The sequence below is a fragment of the Caballeronia sp. SEWSISQ10-4 2 genome, assembly GCF_030464885.1.
In the GTDB taxonomy this organism is placed as follows: Bacteria; Pseudomonadota; Gammaproteobacteria; order Burkholderiales; family Burkholderiaceae; genus Caballeronia.
The window spans coordinates 15471-31242 of record NZ_JALPRJ010000041.1 but is presented as its reverse complement, the minus strand read 5'-3'; the positions used below and the strand labels follow the sequence as shown (position 1 = coordinate 31242).

Genomic DNA, 15772 nt, shown 5'->3' with positions numbered 1-15772 from the left:
AGACTGGTAATCAGGCAATGCCATTCCATCCACTTTATAGAGACGCACATCATGATGAAGACCTGGCTTATCACCGGCACGTCGTCAGGTCTCGGCCGGCTACTCGCCGAGCGCCTGCTGCAACGCGGCGATCGGGTCGTCGCGACGCTGCGGCGCGAGGGAGCGCTCGATGATCTGAAAAAACAGTACGACAACCGGTTGCAGGTGCTGACACTCGATATCACCGACATCCGCGCGGTGCACACCAATATTGCTGCCGCGTTCGAAGCGATGGGCCGTATCGACGTAGTCGTGAACAACGCGGGCTACGGGTTATTCGGCGCGGCCGAGGAAGTGACCGATGAACAGATCGACCGGCAGATCGCCACCAATCTCACCGGATCGATTCAGGTCATCCGTGCCGCGCTGCCTCACCTGCGCCGCCAGGGCGGCGGCCGGATCGTCCAGGTCTCGTCTGAAGGCGGACAGATCGCTTACCCGAATTTCAGCCTCTATCACGCTACGAAATGGGGCATCGAAGGTTTCGTCGAGTCAGTGGCGAAGGAGGTGGCGTCATTCGGCATCGACTTCGTGATCGTGGAGCCGGGGCCGACGAGCACGCAGTTCGGTGCCGGTCTCGATCATGCGGTGCCGATGCCCGAGTACGACGACACCCCGGCGGGCGACGTCAGGCGGGCGATCGCGTCCAGCAGCTTTGCCATTCGGGGCGATGCCGGCAAGACGGTCGCCGCGATGATCGTCGCGGCGGACTCAGCACATCCGCCGTTACGCCTGACGCTTGGCGGCGGTGCCTACGACTCGATCAACGCTGCGTTGGCTGAGCGCCTGAGGATGCTCGAAGCACAGAAGGACATCGCGTTTTCAGCCGACTCGATCAGCTAAGCGGACCGGCGCAGAGGGGCGCTGATGCAATAGCTGCATCTGGGACGAGCGATTGTTCATAAATAACGGCGTGTTGTTGACCGTCCGGTCTGGGCCGGGACTTTGTCGTTCAGGTTGCGCGCTCGCTAATCGGCGCGCCCACTTGTCACGTTCGGCCTTTCCGACCAAGCGCGGCAGAGACGATCGTGACCTGCACGCCAATCATTCGCCGCATGTCTGCACCATCGCGAGCGATTTCCTTAAACCCCTTGATAGCAAACACGATCGTCTCGGCCAGATCCCCGGCTGCTATACCGAGTCCCGATTCAGCGAGTGGTGCGCTGATGATCTCCGTCAGCAAGTCTCCGAACGCGGAAAATCCATTGCAGACGGACGCGAAACCCAGATCAAACATGTCTTTTGCGTCCGGGTGTGCCTGTACCAACTCGAACCCCTCTGCTCCCCACGCCTCACAGGCATAACGCAGCTTTTTTTCGAACCCGCGATAACGAGGCAGTCGCTGGCGAATCTCGCTCAGCTTGTCAACCACCATCGCGTCCACGACTGCATGAAAGATCGCGTCCTTGTCGGGAAACGCCAGATACAGCGTCGGACGAGACAGACCCGCCGCTTGCGCGATGTCGGCCATTGTCGTGCGCGCGTAGCCATATCGTAGAAATACGCCTATCGCCGCCTGGACCACCTGGTCACGGCGCGTTGAATTTGCTTCGCTCATGACGTCGATTATGACACGTCGACGGCACGACACTTTGACGAAAACCGTCAGATGAACTAGACTTAAATTTACACTTTTACCAAAAATGTCAATTCGTATCGATCATCAATTAATTCGGAAGATACACATGGCCAGTCCCAAAGTGTGGTTCATCACCGGTGCGTCGCGTGGCTTTGGCCGTCGATGGGCAGAAGCAGCGCTGGCACGCGGAGACAAGGTCGCGGCTACCGCTCGTGACCTGCAATCACTCGTTGCCCTTCAACAACAATACGACGAGGCCCTGTTGCTGCTCCCGCTCGACGTCACCGACCACAACGAGGTTGTCCGTACCGTCAATCGCGCGCACCAGCACTTCGGACGCCTCGATGTGATCTTGAGTGTTGCCGGTTATGGCTATATGGGGGCCATCGAGGAGGTCAGCATTCAGGACGCCCGCGCCAACTTCGAGACCAACGTGTTCGGCACGCTGTCTGTGATTCAGGCTGCCCTCCCTCTCCTTCGAGCGCAGGGATCGGGACATATTCTGCCGGTATCGAGTGCGGGGGGAATCGTTGCCTTCCCGACGGGCGGTATCTACGAAGCGACAAAGTTTGCCGTGGAGGGTATGGCCGAAGCACTTGCCAGCGAGGTTGCCGGATTTGGGATCAAGGTCACAATCATCGAGCCGGGACCGTTCGCCACGGATTTCATGAATGAATCGTCCATCAGGCAGGCACCGCCGATGCCGGCTTACGAGTCTGTACGCCAGCATCTGGCATCGATGTTGTCAGCCGACACCTTTGGCGATCCTTCCGCAACCGGAGAAGCGATTCTGAAGGTGGTCGATGCGCCCGAGCCTCCCCTTCGTCTCATCCTCGGCAGCGCAATGCTTCCGTTGATCAAACAGGTCTACGCGGAACGCCTGAAGGTTTGGGAAAGCTGGGAGAACGTTTCGAAGGCCGCGCAGGGCGGCCGCAACTAAAGGGATTCACCATGTCTGATACTTCAAAAATCTGGTTGGTAACCGGCGCTGCGCGAGGCCTTGGGCGCCTCGTCAGCGAGGCGGTCCTGGCCGCCGGCGATCGTCTTGTTGCTGGCGCACGCGATCCCGAACGCCTGGTAGATCTAGTCGAGCGCTATAAAGACCGGATTCATCCCGTCGCACTCGATGTCACCGATGAGGTTGCAGCGCAGCGCGCAGTCGACCAGGCGCTTAATGCCTTTGGCCGCCTCGACGTGCTGGTTAATAACGCTGGTTACGGCCACACCGCTCCGTTCGAGCAAATGACGTCGCAAGATTTCCGCGATCAGGTGGAAACCAACCTGTTCGGTGTGGTCAACCTGACCCGTGCGGTGCTGCCAGTGATGCGTGAACAACGCGCTGGTCATATTTTCCAGGTGTCATCGGCGGGCGGCCGCACGTCGACGCCAGGGTTGTCCGCCTATCAGGCAGCGAAGTGGGCCGTCGGCGGCTTCAGCGATGTTGTGGCGAAGGAGGTCGCTCACATGGGCATCCGCGTATGCACGCTGGAACCTGGAGGGATGCGCACCGACTGGGCCAGCGAAGCACGTAGCGGCATTGATGACATGTTGCCCGACTACGAACAGTCAGTCGGCAAGATGCTCAGGCTTCTGGAAGCGTACGGCGGTCACGAAATCAGTGATCCCGCAAAGATTGCGACATTAATCGTCCAACTGTCACGTCGCGACGAGCTTCCGTTGCGTCTGTTGCTCGGTGGCGATGCGCTGCACGTCTGCAGTCTCGCAGACGCTGAGCGCGCCGAGGCACTGGAGCAGTGGCGCGAAACCACGCTTTCCACGCATTTCCCGGGTGCGCAGCTACCGGAAGGGCTCGATGTGCTGAAGAAGCCGAAATGAAACCGGCCTCCACGCAGAATTAACGAACTTCAACACCCGCTGAATCACGCACTCATTGGGGCGCCATTCGCCTTGATGGACAGCGAGTCGACGGGATTCTTCGAAACCTTGGGCGCAGCGTCGAACGATACCGAGAAGTAGTCTAGAACGAGCTCTGCAGGACTCGCCGTGATTCGGAGAAAGCCCGAATTCTTGTCATCGGCAAACTGGAGATCGACCCCTCATACTGTCGTCCCATAGGGCAGCGCCACTTTCTCCAGGCCGGCTTGGAGCTTGTGCATCGCTCGTAAGTTGTTTGCATAGCCTCCGGCGCCCGCGATGACGTACGGGATGGTTTTGCTGCCATTGAAATCGCGCGAAAAGCGCTGAGTGTTATGCACGTGCCCGGACAGCACCGCGTCCGGCGCACGGCCGCTCATTTCGAACGCCCTATCCATCGCGTCCAGTGTTTCCTGATAGCCACCATGAACCGAGTCGAGCGAATAACACGGGTGATGGACCGTCAGAATGACCCATTTGTCCTGTGGCACGGACTTGAGTCGCTGGGCGAGCCAGGTGAGTTGAGCATTGGTCCCGCGAGCATCCGGCAGCCCGTCGACATTCGAGTAGGTACCAATGATGTGGACAAACGGTGCTTCCAGCGTCCAGTAGCAATACGGTTGTGTCATCGTCGAGCGATACTTGAAGAAGGGCTCCGACGTCACACTACAGAAGTTCTTCATGAACCCGTAAAGCGAAGACTCACTGTCGCTCTCATCGCCGGGACGGGTCTGTGTATCGCCGTCGTGATTGCCAGGAATGGCGAAAATCGGGGCGTCGTAGTACTGGTACGGCTCGTAGAACTGTTCGACGTAGTGCGTGCTCATGCCGTTGAAATACACAACGTCACCAAGATGATAGAAGAAGCTCGGTGTGCTGCCGTCGGCAGCATTTTTGATCTGGGCCTCCATCGCATCTGAAATCGCGGACTGTGTTTCCGTACCGTGAATGCCACCAGTGTCACCGACCGAATGGAAAACGAGTTTCCCTGCTTCAGCCGCCTTCGCCGTGATACCGGGCAAGATCGATTCGAGCATCAGCACCAGGTCACTCCCGGTTCCGGTATAGGGTGGTAGTGCTTCGAAGCGCGGATGCGGAGCAACCGGCGAAATCGGGTTGCCGACATCTCGGCGTGCCTTGGCGAATGTCGCGCCTTTGAATCCTGCTGCCATGATGGAATCTCCTGTCGAGCGAACAATCGGGAATCACGGCGGTCCGCACGAACGCGCCAATGACATTGCTGTGACAACGGGAAAGACACTGCTGGACAAAAATCAGGACCGCGTTGCTGCCCCTATGTTCTAGGTGACAATGGAAGAAACGTCAAAACTGAATGAATAACGCGCATCTCGGACGTAACGGCATTATTGAATCGGCCTAGGTAAGCACTCTCCGGTTCTCGAAATGGCCGCACGCTCGTACCGCCTCTTTTCATTTTCCGTTCGCCTGATTTGCAGTCGTGGCAATTGTGGCCTAACTTAATAAAGTTAATAAGTTGCTCGCCCACGATACCGAAGGAATCCCCATGCTATTTGTGACCTTTCACGGCGGCAAACCCACGACAGACATTCCTTGCCCCGTCAATAATGTCTATGCCTACGACGAAACCGTGCCGCAGGATCCGCCGCCCTACCTGAACGTGCTGTGCGTTCCGGCGAACGTCGCTCTTTCGGAGTTGCGGGACCTGTGCTTTGCGAACGGCTTTCTCTATGTCTCCAATGGGGCGAAGAAGACCAGCAACGTCCTTTGCTTCGCGAAGGCGCCCGCCTCGGCGTTGCCTAACGAAAACTGGTTTTATGTCGGCGCATTCGCTTCGGGCGGTCAGGGCGACGGCAACGTGTTGGCGATCGATCATCCATTCGCCATCGAACTGACGGCGGACGGGCGCAGTTGCTTTGTGTCCAGTCAGGACACTAACGTCGTGACCTTGCTGAACGTGTCGACCGACGGCAAGACAGGAAGCGTGCAACAAGGCGCGGCGGCGGCATGGCTCAAACAGTTTCTCGATCCCACTCAAAATCCCCAATTTCTTGACGGCACGTTCGTGGCCTCGGCCATGCCGGCTCTGCCTCCCGTGCCCGCCACACCGCCCGTGCCGCCGGATCAGGGAGGCCTTACGTACAGTATGTCAACGCCTGAGCCGGACGCGGCCGGCAAGGGAGGGCAAGAGAAGATCCAGCATTCCGTGCGCGATGTCGTGCTGTGCAATGGGGTGCTGTGCGTAAGCGATGAGGCTGCGGGAGTCATCAGGCTGTACGACCCGGTATCGGGCACCTACTGGGGCTCGAGCAACGCGATCGGCAGTGCGACCCATCTGCTCGTGCAGGGCAGTACGTTACTCGTGTGCGCCGGCAAGCAGATTTTGGCAGGCAATCCTGTCGCGCAGAGCGGGCAGACCCTGGCGCTCACCGGGAAGATACAGCTGCCGCATACCGGATCGGGGATGACGTTCGACAGTGCGGGCAATCTTTATGTCGCTCTCCGAACGAAGCAGCAAATCTACCGGTACGACACGGACGACAAAGGCACCCTGTTCCTGGACAATCTTCCGGACCAGCCCGAGTTCGTGGTGTACGGTGCGAACACCTGATGCGTCGCGCGTGCCAAGCGTGCATCTCACCGTTTCATGCCGGCAGGTGGTCAAACTGCGTTCCCACGCGGGGCTTCACGTCCTTGCAGATCGCTTTAACGGCTGACGAGATGCATATTCAGCGGACTCGTCCGAAGGCCAAGCGAAAGGTTCCCTCAGTAATTGCTCCAACTCGCGCGGCGTAACCGGCTTGCTGTAGTGATAGCCCTGGATTTCGTGGCAGTCGTTGTCACGCAGGAAATTAAGTTGCTTCTCCGTTTCGACGCCTTCGGCAATGACCTTGAGATTTAATTGCCGTCCGAGCGAGATAACAGCACGCGCGATGGCGCGGTTATCCTCGCCGTCAGGAAGTTCGCGCACAAACGACTGATCTATTTTCAGGCGCACGATCGGGAAGTGTTTCAACGCGCTCAAGCTGGAATAGCCAGTGCCGAAGTCATCGATAGACAGCTGCACGCCCATGGCCTGCAACTGCGTCATGACAGCAATGGCCCCATCGAGATCCTGCATGATGAGACTCTCGGTGAGTTCGAGCTCGAGATACTGTGCATCGAGCCCGCTCACGGCCAGCGCATGCGCCACCCGTCCCACCCATTCCTTCTGCAGGAACTGCCGTGCCGAGACGTTGACAGAAATGGTCATGGGCGGCATACCTGCGTCCTGCCAGGCCTTGTTCTGGCAGCAGGCCGTATGCAGCACCCAGTCACCGATCGGCACAATTAGCCCCGTTTCCTCCGCAAGCGGAATGAACGTGACTGGGGAGACCAGCCCTTCCGTCGGGTGATCCCAGCGTAACAGCGCCTCCACGCCAAAGATCTTCTCGGTTTGCAAATCGACCTGCGGCTGATACACCAAACGAAATTCGTCGTTCGCGAGCGCGTGCCGCAACTGTTCCTGAAGTCGCAGTTTCACGTGCACCTTGATGTTCATCTCGGACGTGTACAACTGATAGTTGTTGCGGCCCATCTCTTTTGCGCGATACATCGCAGCATCAGCGTTCATCAGCAGCGTTTCAGCATCAGCGCCGTCGTTCGGATAGCTCGCGAGCCCCATGCTGCACGTCACCTGAAAATTCTGATCGTTCAGCTCGACCGGCGCGCGAATCGTATCGCGAATCTTTTCGATGGTCTCCGTAATGCCTCCTCCGTCCTGTGCCTGATCAAACAGAACGACCACAAACTCGTCGCCACCGAGCCGCACCACGGTATCGGTGCGCCGTACGCACCGCACCATGCGGTCAGCCACAATCTTCAACAGGCTATCGCCGGCGCGATGACCGAGGCTGTCGTTGATCAGCTTGAAATTGTCGAGATCGATAAAGACCACAGTCACGCCGCGCTGATAGCGTTGCGCGTGCAGCAAGACCTGATTCAGACGATCGGAGAGCAAAGTACGATTGGGAAGGCCTGTTAGCGCGTCGTGATTCGCCATGTGTCGGATGCGTTGCTCCGCCTGGCTGCGCTCGATCGCGATGCCGGAAATGCGCGTCGCCATTGCGATGGCCTGCCCCTCGTCCGAGGTCGGCTCATGAGGATGCCGTACAAACAGCGTAAGTACTCCTAGCGCGCTGCCGTCATGCGACAGAATGGGCTGCGCCCAGCATGCGCCGTAGCCGTGTACGCCGCAGCTTTCCATCCGAAAACCAAGGTGCGCATCCTGCCTCACATCGAGTACGTACACCGGCTTGCGCCAATGGATCGCGCGACCGCTCGGTCCCGCATCGGGACCAATCAGCGAGCCGCGCATCTGCTTGCTATAGCGTTCGGGTAAGCTGGGCGCAGCGCCCAATTTCAAGTGCCGACCGTCGTCATCACACAGCAAGGCAGCACACACCACCCCTGTGATCTGTGACTCGAGGAGCCGGATCATGGATGACAGCACTTCTGCCAGTGGTGTACTGGTGGCGATCATTTCCAGCACCCGATTCTGCTCCTCACGCCGGACTTCGGCGTGTTTTCGGGAACTGATGTCGCGCATCATCACTACCACGCCGTCTTCCACGCGCACGACCTGCCGATGCAGCCATGCCGACGATGCGTCGCGCCGCTCGTGGACCCACTCCCGCTCCTCGATCACCCCCGTCCTCGCGACACTCGCAAACTCATTAAGCATGCCGTCGTCGCGGGATCGCGGAAACGCGACGTCGAGTGACCGGCCGATCAAGCAGTCGCGCGGTAGTCCAGACACGTCGGCACCGCGCCGGTTGGTATCTTGCACCATGAAGCCGATAATCTTACCGTTCGGGCCAAGTTCAGTGCGAAGGACAAAAAAGGCGTCGAGACTCGCTTCTGATGCAGCGTAGTAGGTCTGCTGTGCCCGCCGTGCTCGCTGCCGGCTTACCGCGAGCAGCCAGCTCGAGCGGCTAAGCGCGGCTGCCAGCAGGACCAGCACCACACTGCCGAAGCTTGCCCATAGCAGGTAAGCACGCCGGTGACTTCGGAACTGCGCGAGTTGTTCTTCCTGACCAAGACCGACTATCGCGATGAGCGGGAAGCCCTGCAACTGGCGCAGGTTCGTATAGCGGCGCACGCCGTGATCCCACGGCTGCACGGCGGACAGGTCGGACGATGCTTCTGCGGCTCGCATAGCCGTCTCCGGGAGGACCGCGCCCCACGAGGACCGTTCGCCCACTTGCTCTGCGCGCATCACGCCATCTGTACCGAGCAGCGCCAATACGCCTTCGTTGCCCATGCGCGCGTGGTCGTAGCTGCTCGTGAAATAGCCAGGGTTCACAGAGAGCATTACGATCCCGGCAAATTCTCCGGCTGCGTTCTTCAATCGCCGGCTGAAGATAATTTCCGGGACGCCAGTCGTGGCGTTGCGAGTAACCCCGCTTACGAACGGCACTGGACTGTCGTTGGTGCGATCGCGCTGCACGGTGAAATACGGCTGGTCTACCAGGGTCGCGGGTGCCTGCACCCGTGTCGCGTCGCGAAGACGGCCGTCGCTGCCAGCGATCGCTACCTTGAACACGATCGCGAAGGGCAGCAGGCCCTGCTCCTGCAGCTCTGACAACCGCACACTGCCCCTCGTCTCGTACACATACTTGACCGTCTTGAGCGCTCGGTCTATGGCGACGAGATCGCGCACCATCTGCGCTTCATAGGTATCAGCGAGTTCGCGACTCAATTCCACCGCGGCACCCCGGGCAACGGCGTGTTCGACGGTGACTAGATGAATGACGGCCGTCCACGCGAACACGAGCAGCATCGCCGCAAATAGCGGGAACAGTACGTAGGCTTCGAGCAAACGCCGAAGCGCGGAGCGCACTTTCGCACCCAGCCGACGCATGCGGATGATCTGAGCGCTCACTACACCCTGAGCCATCAATCCGATGCGACTGCCCGTGCTATCCAGGTTTCGTGTGTCGTGACGCATGATGCCTGCTCCGATTCTGCATGGCTGCCGTTCCTTCCTGTTCAAGTCACTAGCGCGCGGGACCTCGGAATTAGTCAACGAAGGCGCCCGGCTAGTGAACTCAGCATCACTTTGACGCTTGCAGCCGCCCCAACTTCGTCGATATAACCGAGTGAATCGAGCATGGAGACGAGTGCTCTCCTCGCGGCGGTGGGTTCCGCACGTCGAGCGGAAGTTTGCCGCATCTCTTGAAGAGCAGTTTCGACCCGTACTCGTTCAACCGGCGAGGCAATGGCCCGTGTTTGTCTTTTAGAATTCGCCGCGGTCCGCTGCATCGTCTTGCGAGGCCGAGGCTACGGTGTCGCGGTGCCCACCAAAAAGCTATGCGGCCGAGGTGATGTTCGCCAACGAGGCTTTCTTTCAGCATTGCAAGCCAATTGCTGAGGACACGACGACAAACTCAGTGATCGCCGCCTGGTGAGCAAAGTGCGTTGTTCAAAGCGCCAATCGCACTGAGCCCGATAGTGATCCTCAACCTGATAACGGCCTTTGCAGAGAAAAGTTTAATGGCCGGGCAAAAAAATCCAATCTCGTTAGTAAAATTTGTAATAGCAACGAGTAAGCAAAATGTCCTGTGTGTCTTCCAGAAAACAGTCTGCATCACAAAGTATTCATTCTTGGATTGAGAGGGTAAAACCGTATTTTTCTATCGAAGTTGCGAACGGGGTGTTGCCACGTTGAGGTGTTTGTGTCGCAATGGCGGGGAGACCGCACATTTGCTTAGAAAGCGGACAGTTTTTTGAATGAGATCAACAAAGCGATGCCGAGCGGCAAAGCGTGCGGGAAGCTGTTTTCCTTCACTTGCGTCCAATGCTTGCAAGGAAGCCGGAAACCTCCGCCAGCCCCTGTTGAAGGACATCGAGCGGGTTGCCGAATCCGATCCGGATATACCCTTCCATATCGAACGCGCTGCCGGGTGTAAACATGACGCCGGTGGCCTCGATCAAGGCAGTGCAAAATTCAGCCGATGACAGTTCGACGTCGACCTTGACGAGACAAACCGTCGCAGCCTTGGGCTTGATGTACGAAACCAGTGGCTCCTTGCTGATCCAGTTGTCGAGGACCGCCAGGTTGGTCCGCGTAATGGCGTGGTTGCGCGCCAGGATCTTGTCCTTCGCCTCGAGCGCAATGGACGCAAGATAATCGTCGATCATCCCTACGCTGATGGTGTTGTAGTCGCGATGAATACACACCGCGCGGATCAGTTCGACCGGTCCGGCGATCCACCCCAGGCGCAAGCCGGCCAGCGACCACGTCTTCGACATACTGCCGGTGCTGATACCCCGCTCGTAAAGGTCCGCGACAGATGCGGTGAACCCCGAGCCTTGCTGATCGGTGCCGCGATAAACCTCATCGCACAAGAGATATGCGCCGCACGATTGGGCGATTGCAACCACCACCTTGAGGAAAGCTTCATCCATCAGTGAGCCCGTCGGGTTGCTCGGGTTGTTGATGGCAATGAGCTTCGTTTTTTGGCTGGCCAGTTTGCGAAGCTCGTCGAGATCGGGCAGGAAACCGTTCTCTTCGCGCAGCGTCATGGTCTGCACATTCGCGCCGTAGCTTTCAGGAATCGAATAATGCTGCTGGTAGGTCGGCAACACGGCGATCACGCAGTCACCGGGTTCAACCAGCGTCTCGTACACCAGCGCATTGCCGCCAATAGCACCGTGCGTCACGACAATATTCTTCGGCGTCTGCCGCTCATATAAAGCCGCGATATTGGCCCGCAGCCGGTCCGATCCTTCGATCGCTCCGTAGGTCAGCTTCATGGGTCGGAGCTCGTCGAGCAGGCTGTCCTGCTTGCCGGTCAATTCGAGCAGTTGCGCAACAGTCAGCGATTCGACGCAGGTTTCAGCGAGGTTATAGCGCGCCTCATGCTCGTACCGGTCCATCCAGCGTTCGACAAGAAAGTCCTTGATCTTCATTGAAATCTCCGTGAATCGGCTGCCCTGATACGACCTTTACCTGAATCTGCAGCACACCGGTTCGTTCAAGTCTTGCGCCGCTAAGCAAGCAATGCCTCGTACCGCCATCAACTCGCCATTCCGAAACTCGTTCCGTAATACGGCTGCGATAGTGTTCTAGCCGAGCCTATGAGGTCTTCCAGCATGGCCGCCCGCTTGTTCGGGTCTGTGTCGCGGCTGGTCATGAAGCACAGCGCGGCAACGGCTTGCCCGTTCTTGTCCCTGACGGGTGCCGCCATGCAATATCGAAACGTGTGGGACAGACCCTCCGTGCAGAAAAACCCTTGCCGCGCGGCCCGTTCGACATCGCCCAGAAATTCCGATACCTCGATCCGCTTGCCGTTGTCGAGGATAAAGTCTTCCTCTGGAATCAACGAACGAATGTCGTCTGCCCTCAAATGTCCCAGCAATAAACGGCCGGACGCGGTCCAGGGAATCGGCACTTTCACGCCTATGTCCGAGCTGATGTTGAACGGGCGAGAACTGTTTTCCGACAGGACCACGGTGTACTTATTGCCCTCCAGCATACATAGCTGGGCAGTTTCATCGTGGCGCCGGACAAGCCCGAGAATGACCTGGTGAGCCCGGCTGATCAGGTCGTTGTGCACGGCATAGTCGGAGCCGTAGTAGTGCATCTCGCGGCCGAAAAACACACTGCCGTCCGCCCCCGCTTCCAGCCACCCTGCCTCGGTCAGGATCGTCACGAGTTCGTAGATGCTGGAGCGCGGCGCGCCGGTCGCCTCGATCAATTCGCGCATTGTCATCGGACGCCGCACGCTATGCAATTGCTTGAGGATGGAGACGACCCGGTCGACTCCCCTCGCCCTTGAAGATTCCGCTACAGACATGACTCGAACTCCGTCGGCAATATGATTTGCTTTTTCGATCTTGGACTGACGCGAGTTTAGCGCGTGAACAGTTGCATACCGGTTGCGCTCAATGGTCGAGGACCCGGTGCAGGAACTGCTGCGTGCGCACGTTCTGCGGATTCACGAAGATCTGCTCGGGTGCGCCCTGCTCTGCAATCACGCCCTTGTCCATGAACACCACGCGGTCGGCGGTCTTGCGCGCAAACCCCATCTCATGGGTGACGACCACCATCGTCATACCGTCGCGTGCAAGGCCTCGCATGACCTCGGTGACTTCGCCGACCAACTCGGGATCGAGCGCCGAGGTGGCTTCATCGAAGAACATGATGCCCGGCTCCACGGCCAGTGCGCGCGCAATCGCGACCCGTTGCTGCTGGCCGCCTGACAACTGGCTTGGATAGTGATCGGCACGATCGGCGAGACCCACGCGATCAAGCGCGTCCATCGCACGCTTGCGGGCATCGGCGGGATTCATCTTGCGTGCCTTGATCAAGGCCAGTGAAACATTGCCCAACGCGTTCTTGTGCGGGAACAGGTTGAACTGCTGGAACACCATGCCCACGTGCCCGCGAATCTCGCGTGCGCGGCGTGCGTCGTGAAGCGGCACTTCGTTGACCCAGACCTCGCCGGCATCCGCGGTTTCAAGACCGCTCATGATGCGTAGTACGGTGCTCTTGCCTGAACCGGAGGCGCCTATGAGGACGAGCACTTCGCCCTGGCGCACGTCGAGGTTGATCTCCTTGAGCACCTGGGTCGTACCGAACGACTTGGTGACGCCACTCAGGTTGATGATGGGTTTAGGCGCGATGGCAGTGTTCATGACAACAGGCTCCTTCTTCGATCATGGCGGCGCACCCACCGCGACAGGGGAAAGCAGACAACGAAATACAGCACGGCGACGAGACCATAAATCTCCACCGGCTTGCCGATCCGGTCGACAATCGCCTGGCCCTGGTGCATCAGCTCGGACATGCCGATCATGCTGACAATCGACGTGTCCTTGATAAGGGACAAATACTGGCCGATCAACGGCGGCAGCACGATCTTGCCAGTCTGCGGCAGGATCACCGAAAAGAACGCCTGCGTCTTGCTTAGTCCAAGGATTTGCGAGACTTCCCACTGCCCCTTCTGGACCGATTCAATCCCCGAGCGGAAAACCTCTGCAATATAGGCACCTTGATAGACGCTGAGCCCTATCACACCGGCTGCGAAGACATCGATGGCGTAACCGAAATACGACACGCCGAAATAGATGAACATCAGCGTGATCAGGACCGGCGTGCCGCGAAACAGCTCGGTGTAGAGCCGGGCGAGTCGTGGCGTTCCCCACGGCCCGAAGGTCCGTAATACCGCTGCTAGCAGCCCCACGAGCGTCCCGCCCACGATTGCTGCTACCGAGAGAATGAGCGTCGTCAGCAGGCCCTGAAGCAGGATGGGCAGGCTGCTCATCAAGAGATCGCTTGTCATGTTCACTCTCCGGTTCCAGGACTCACGCGCCGCCTGATCAGGAACGGCATACGCGTGCGCTTCGGCAACACGAGCGGCGGATGAAACAAGCGCGCCCCAATCACCCCGGCGATCCACGACAAAAAGTTGCTCAGCACAAGATAGGCAATCAACGTCACGGTAAACGTCTGGATATACAGCAACGTGCGCGAGTTTATGACGGTCGCCATGCCGGTCAGTTCCGGCAACGCGATAGCCGACAGCAGCGAAGTCCCGAGCAGAAGCTGGATCAGGTTGTTGACGATCGCGGGATACACGGCGCGCGCAGCCTGCGGCATAACCACTTCAATGAAGATCTGCGAACGCTCCAGGCCGAGGATGGAAGCCGCCTCCAGTTGACCGCGCGGCACCGACTGAATCCCCGCCCTGAACACTTCGGCCAAATACGCGCCGACATTCACGCCAAGTGCGATGACACCCGCGGTATATGCATTGAGCGTGATGCCCATCGACGGCAAGCCGAAGAAAACAATGAAGATCTGCAGCAGCACAGGCGTGTTGCGGATCACCTCGATATAACAACTGGCGATCGCACGCAGCACCGCGACCCGCGACGTGCTCGCCAGTGCGGCCAGCAAGCCGAGCAGCATCGCGACGACGAAGGCCAGCAACGTGACCTGGAGCGTTAGCCAGGCCGCTCGCACGAAATCGTTCAGATAGCCCGACAGGGTCACCCATTGATAGCTCATTGCTCCTCCATCTTCAGACTCGCGCGATGCAACCGGCGCTGGCGCTTCAGCACTTCAGTACTGCGGATTCAACGGGAAACGCGGGTCGGCTCCGAACCACTTCTTATAGAGCTGGGCGTTCATCTTCGACGCGTTGATCTGGAACAGAAACAGGTTGAGGTAATCGAGCCAGACCTGATCGCCCGCCTTCACGCCGAACGCGTTGTATTCCAGCGGAACGAGCGCTTCGTCGGTCACGGTCAACTCGGGATCGAGCGACGCCTGATAAGCGAGGAAGTTGTTGTCTTCGATCATCGCGTCGGCCTGGCCTTGCTTGACTGCGAGGATGGCGGCCTGCGAACTGTCGAATTCCTGGATCTTCACCTGCATGTTCAGTGCGCGCACTTCGTCGCCGTTCGTGGATCCCTTTACCGTCGCGATCGTGCGGCTGGACATGTCCTTGACGGACTTGATGCCGCTGCTCTTCTTGACGAGCAGCGCTTCGCTGGCCACGACGTAGGGATTGGTGAAGCCGATTTCCTTGGCCCGCTCAAGATTGCGCGTGAAATTACAGAAGACCACATCGACCTTGCTGGTTTGCAGGTTCGGAATACGGTTGGCGCTCGTTGTATTGACAACCTCGAGCTTCACACCCATTTGCTTCGCCAGTTCTTTCGCGAGGTCGACGTCGTAACCGTCGGGCGCACCATCCTTGTTATAGAAACCGAAGGGAGCGAAGCTCAGACAGTCGCCGACGCGCAGCGTACCGCGCTGCAAGACCGTCTTCAGAGTGGACTCTGTCGCCCCGTCCTGGGCCGGTGCGGCAACCTTCGTGCAGCCGGCCAGCGTCACCAGACCAGCCACCGCGAATAGACAGGCAATACGTGCGCTTTCTTTGACAAATCTCATTTGGGTCTCAGCCTTGAAAGTGAAAATGTCCGCTTGGGGATTGCTCAGGGATTGCTTATGGGCAGACGGCGGCGGCCAGAGAAGCCCCTGGGTTCAACGCCCTTCCCATGCCCCGGCATGGGCCTGCATAAATCGATGTCGCGGTCCGGCCCTCTTTGCATGAACGATCGCCGATGCCTGATAGAGCACCTGAACCAGTTGTCTGATATACCGGAATGATGTCCGGCACAGCAGATGAACGAAGTCTTTCACAGAAAAAAACACGTGGCAATGGGGGGTGCCGCTGATGCGAACGGCTGGTTTGGCGTTGCGAATTCGATCTCGCGTTTTCACTCACGGCGGCGAACGATGCAGAT

The 15772-nt window shown here is 58.7% G+C and carries 13 protein-coding genes; 4 read left to right on the top strand and 9 right to left on the bottom strand.

The window, feature by feature from the left end; all coding sequences use genetic code 11:
• Positions 1–51: 51 nt before the first annotated feature.
• Positions 52–882, top strand: coding sequence for an SDR family oxidoreductase (locus tag M0D69_RS25680; RefSeq protein ID WP_301784675.1), 831 nt, complete (start codon positions 52–54; stop codon positions 880–882).
• Positions 883–1027: 145 nt separating this feature from the next.
• Here the strand turns inward: M0D69_RS25680 and M0D69_RS25675 are convergent, their stop codons facing one another.
• On the bottom strand, positions 1028–1597 hold the full coding sequence (locus M0D69_RS25675; protein WP_301784674.1) for a TetR/AcrR family transcriptional regulator: 570 nt from the start codon (positions 1595–1597) through the stop codon (positions 1028–1030).
• Between the two features lie 127 nt (positions 1598–1724).
• Between M0D69_RS25675 and M0D69_RS25670 the strand changes: the two genes are divergently transcribed.
• Together M0D69_RS25670 and M0D69_RS25665 are read left to right on the top strand one after the other, a co-directional pair.
• Complete coding sequence (locus M0D69_RS25670) at positions 1725–2558, top strand: SDR family NAD(P)-dependent oxidoreductase (protein ID WP_301784673.1); 834 nt, start codon at positions 1725–1727, stop codon at positions 2556–2558.
• Positions 2559–2569: 11 nt separating this feature from the next.
• A complete protein-coding gene (locus M0D69_RS25665; RefSeq protein WP_301784672.1) occupies positions 2570–3454 on the top strand; it encodes an SDR family NAD(P)-dependent oxidoreductase in 885 nt (294 codons plus the stop codon).
• A 221-nt stretch (positions 3455–3675) separates the two neighbouring features.
• Here the strand turns inward: M0D69_RS25665 and M0D69_RS25660 are convergent, their stop codons facing one another.
• Positions 3676–4665, bottom strand: a complete 990-nt coding sequence (locus M0D69_RS25660) for a metallophosphoesterase (protein ID WP_301784671.1) — start codon at positions 4663–4665, stop codon at positions 3676–3678.
• 353 nt (positions 4666–5018) lie between these two features.
• Between M0D69_RS25660 and M0D69_RS25655 the strand changes: the two genes are divergently transcribed.
• The gene (locus M0D69_RS25655; protein WP_301784670.1) at positions 5019–6083 is read left to right on the top strand and encodes a hypothetical protein; all 1065 of its coding nucleotides are present in this window, start codon (positions 5019–5021) and stop codon (positions 6081–6083) included.
• Positions 6084–6158: 75 nt separating this feature from the next.
• Here M0D69_RS25655 and M0D69_RS25650 read toward each other — a convergent pair whose 3' ends face one another.
• The 7 genes from M0D69_RS25650 to M0D69_RS25620 all read right to left on the bottom strand — a co-directional run bounded on the left by M0D69_RS25650 (position 6159) and on the right by M0D69_RS25620 (position 15416).
• On the bottom strand, positions 6159–9461 hold the full coding sequence (locus tag M0D69_RS25650; RefSeq protein ID WP_301784669.1) for an EAL domain-containing protein: 3303 nt from the start codon (positions 9459–9461) through the stop codon (positions 6159–6161).
• A gap of 836 nt (positions 9462–10297) precedes the next feature.
• A complete protein-coding gene (locus M0D69_RS25645) occupies positions 10298–11425 on the bottom strand; it encodes an aminotransferase (RefSeq protein ID WP_301784668.1) in 1128 nt (375 codons plus the stop codon).
• A gap of 107 nt (positions 11426–11532) precedes the next feature.
• A complete protein-coding gene (locus M0D69_RS25640; RefSeq protein ID WP_301784667.1) occupies positions 11533–12312 on the bottom strand; it encodes an IclR family transcriptional regulator in 780 nt (259 codons plus the stop codon).
• 88 nt (positions 12313–12400) lie between these two features.
• Positions 12401–13153 carry an amino acid ABC transporter ATP-binding protein gene (locus tag M0D69_RS25635; RefSeq protein ID WP_047846232.1) on the bottom strand — a complete coding sequence of 251 codons (753 nt, stop codon included), beginning with the start codon at positions 13151–13153 and terminating at the stop codon, positions 12401–12403.
• A complete protein-coding gene (locus M0D69_RS25630) occupies positions 13150–13800 on the bottom strand; it encodes an amino acid ABC transporter permease (protein ID WP_301784666.1) in 651 nt (216 codons plus the stop codon). Before M0D69_RS25630 ends, M0D69_RS25635 begins: the two co-directional genes overlap by 4 nt.
• 2 nt (positions 13801–13802) lie before the next feature.
• Complete coding sequence (locus M0D69_RS25625; RefSeq protein ID WP_301784665.1) at positions 13803–14528, bottom strand: amino acid ABC transporter permease; 726 nt, start codon at positions 14526–14528, stop codon at positions 13803–13805.
• A gap of 54 nt (positions 14529–14582) precedes the next feature.
• The gene (locus M0D69_RS25620) at positions 14583–15416 is read right to left on the bottom strand and encodes a transporter substrate-binding domain-containing protein (protein ID WP_301784664.1); all 834 of its coding nucleotides are present in this window, start codon (positions 15414–15416) and stop codon (positions 14583–14585) included.
• Positions 15417–15772 lie beyond the last annotated feature (356 nt).

Bases quoted from the DNA above. Each gene is read 5' to 3' on its own strand.
- M0D69_RS25635 (WP_047846232.1), bottom strand. From the start codon at position 13,153: ATGAACACTGCCATCGCGCCTAAACCCATCATCAACCTGAGTGGCGTC.
- M0D69_RS25670 (WP_301784673.1), top strand. From the start codon at position 1,725: ATGGCCAGTCCCAAAGTGTGGTTCATCACCGGTGCGTCGCGTGGCTTT.
- M0D69_RS25675 (WP_301784674.1), bottom strand. From the start codon at position 1,597: ATGAGCGAAGCAAATTCAACGCGCCGTGACCAGGTGGTCCAGGCGGCG.
- M0D69_RS25665 (WP_301784672.1), top strand. From the start codon at position 2,570: ATGTCTGATACTTCAAAAATCTGGTTGGTAACCGGCGCTGCGCGAGGC.
- M0D69_RS25630 (WP_301784666.1), bottom strand. From the start codon at position 13,800: ATGACAAGCGATCTCTTGATGAGCAGCCTGCCCATCCTGCTTCAGGGC.
- M0D69_RS25620 (WP_301784664.1), bottom strand. From the start codon at position 15,416: ATGAGATTTGTCAAAGAAAGCGCACGTATTGCCTGTCTATTCGCGGTG.
- M0D69_RS25645 (WP_301784668.1), bottom strand. From the start codon at position 11,425: ATGAAGATCAAGGACTTTCTTGTCGAACGCTGGATGGACCGGTACGAG.
- M0D69_RS25680 (WP_301784675.1), top strand. From the start codon at position 52: ATGATGAAGACCTGGCTTATCACCGGCACGTCGTCAGGTCTCGGCCGG.
- M0D69_RS25650 (WP_301784669.1), bottom strand. From the start codon at position 9,461: ATGCGTCACGACACACGAAACCTGGATAGCACGGGCAGTCGCATCGGA.
- M0D69_RS25660 (WP_301784671.1), bottom strand. From the start codon at position 4,665: ATGGCAGCAGGATTCAAAGGCGCGACATTCGCCAAGGCACGCCGAGAT.
- M0D69_RS25640 (WP_301784667.1), bottom strand. From the start codon at position 12,312: ATGTCTGTAGCGGAATCTTCAAGGGCGAGGGGAGTCGACCGGGTCGTC.
- M0D69_RS25625 (WP_301784665.1), bottom strand. From the start codon at position 14,528: ATGAGCTATCAATGGGTGACCCTGTCGGGCTATCTGAACGATTTCGTG.
- M0D69_RS25655 (WP_301784670.1), top strand. From the start codon at position 5,019: ATGCTATTTGTGACCTTTCACGGCGGCAAACCCACGACAGACATTCCT.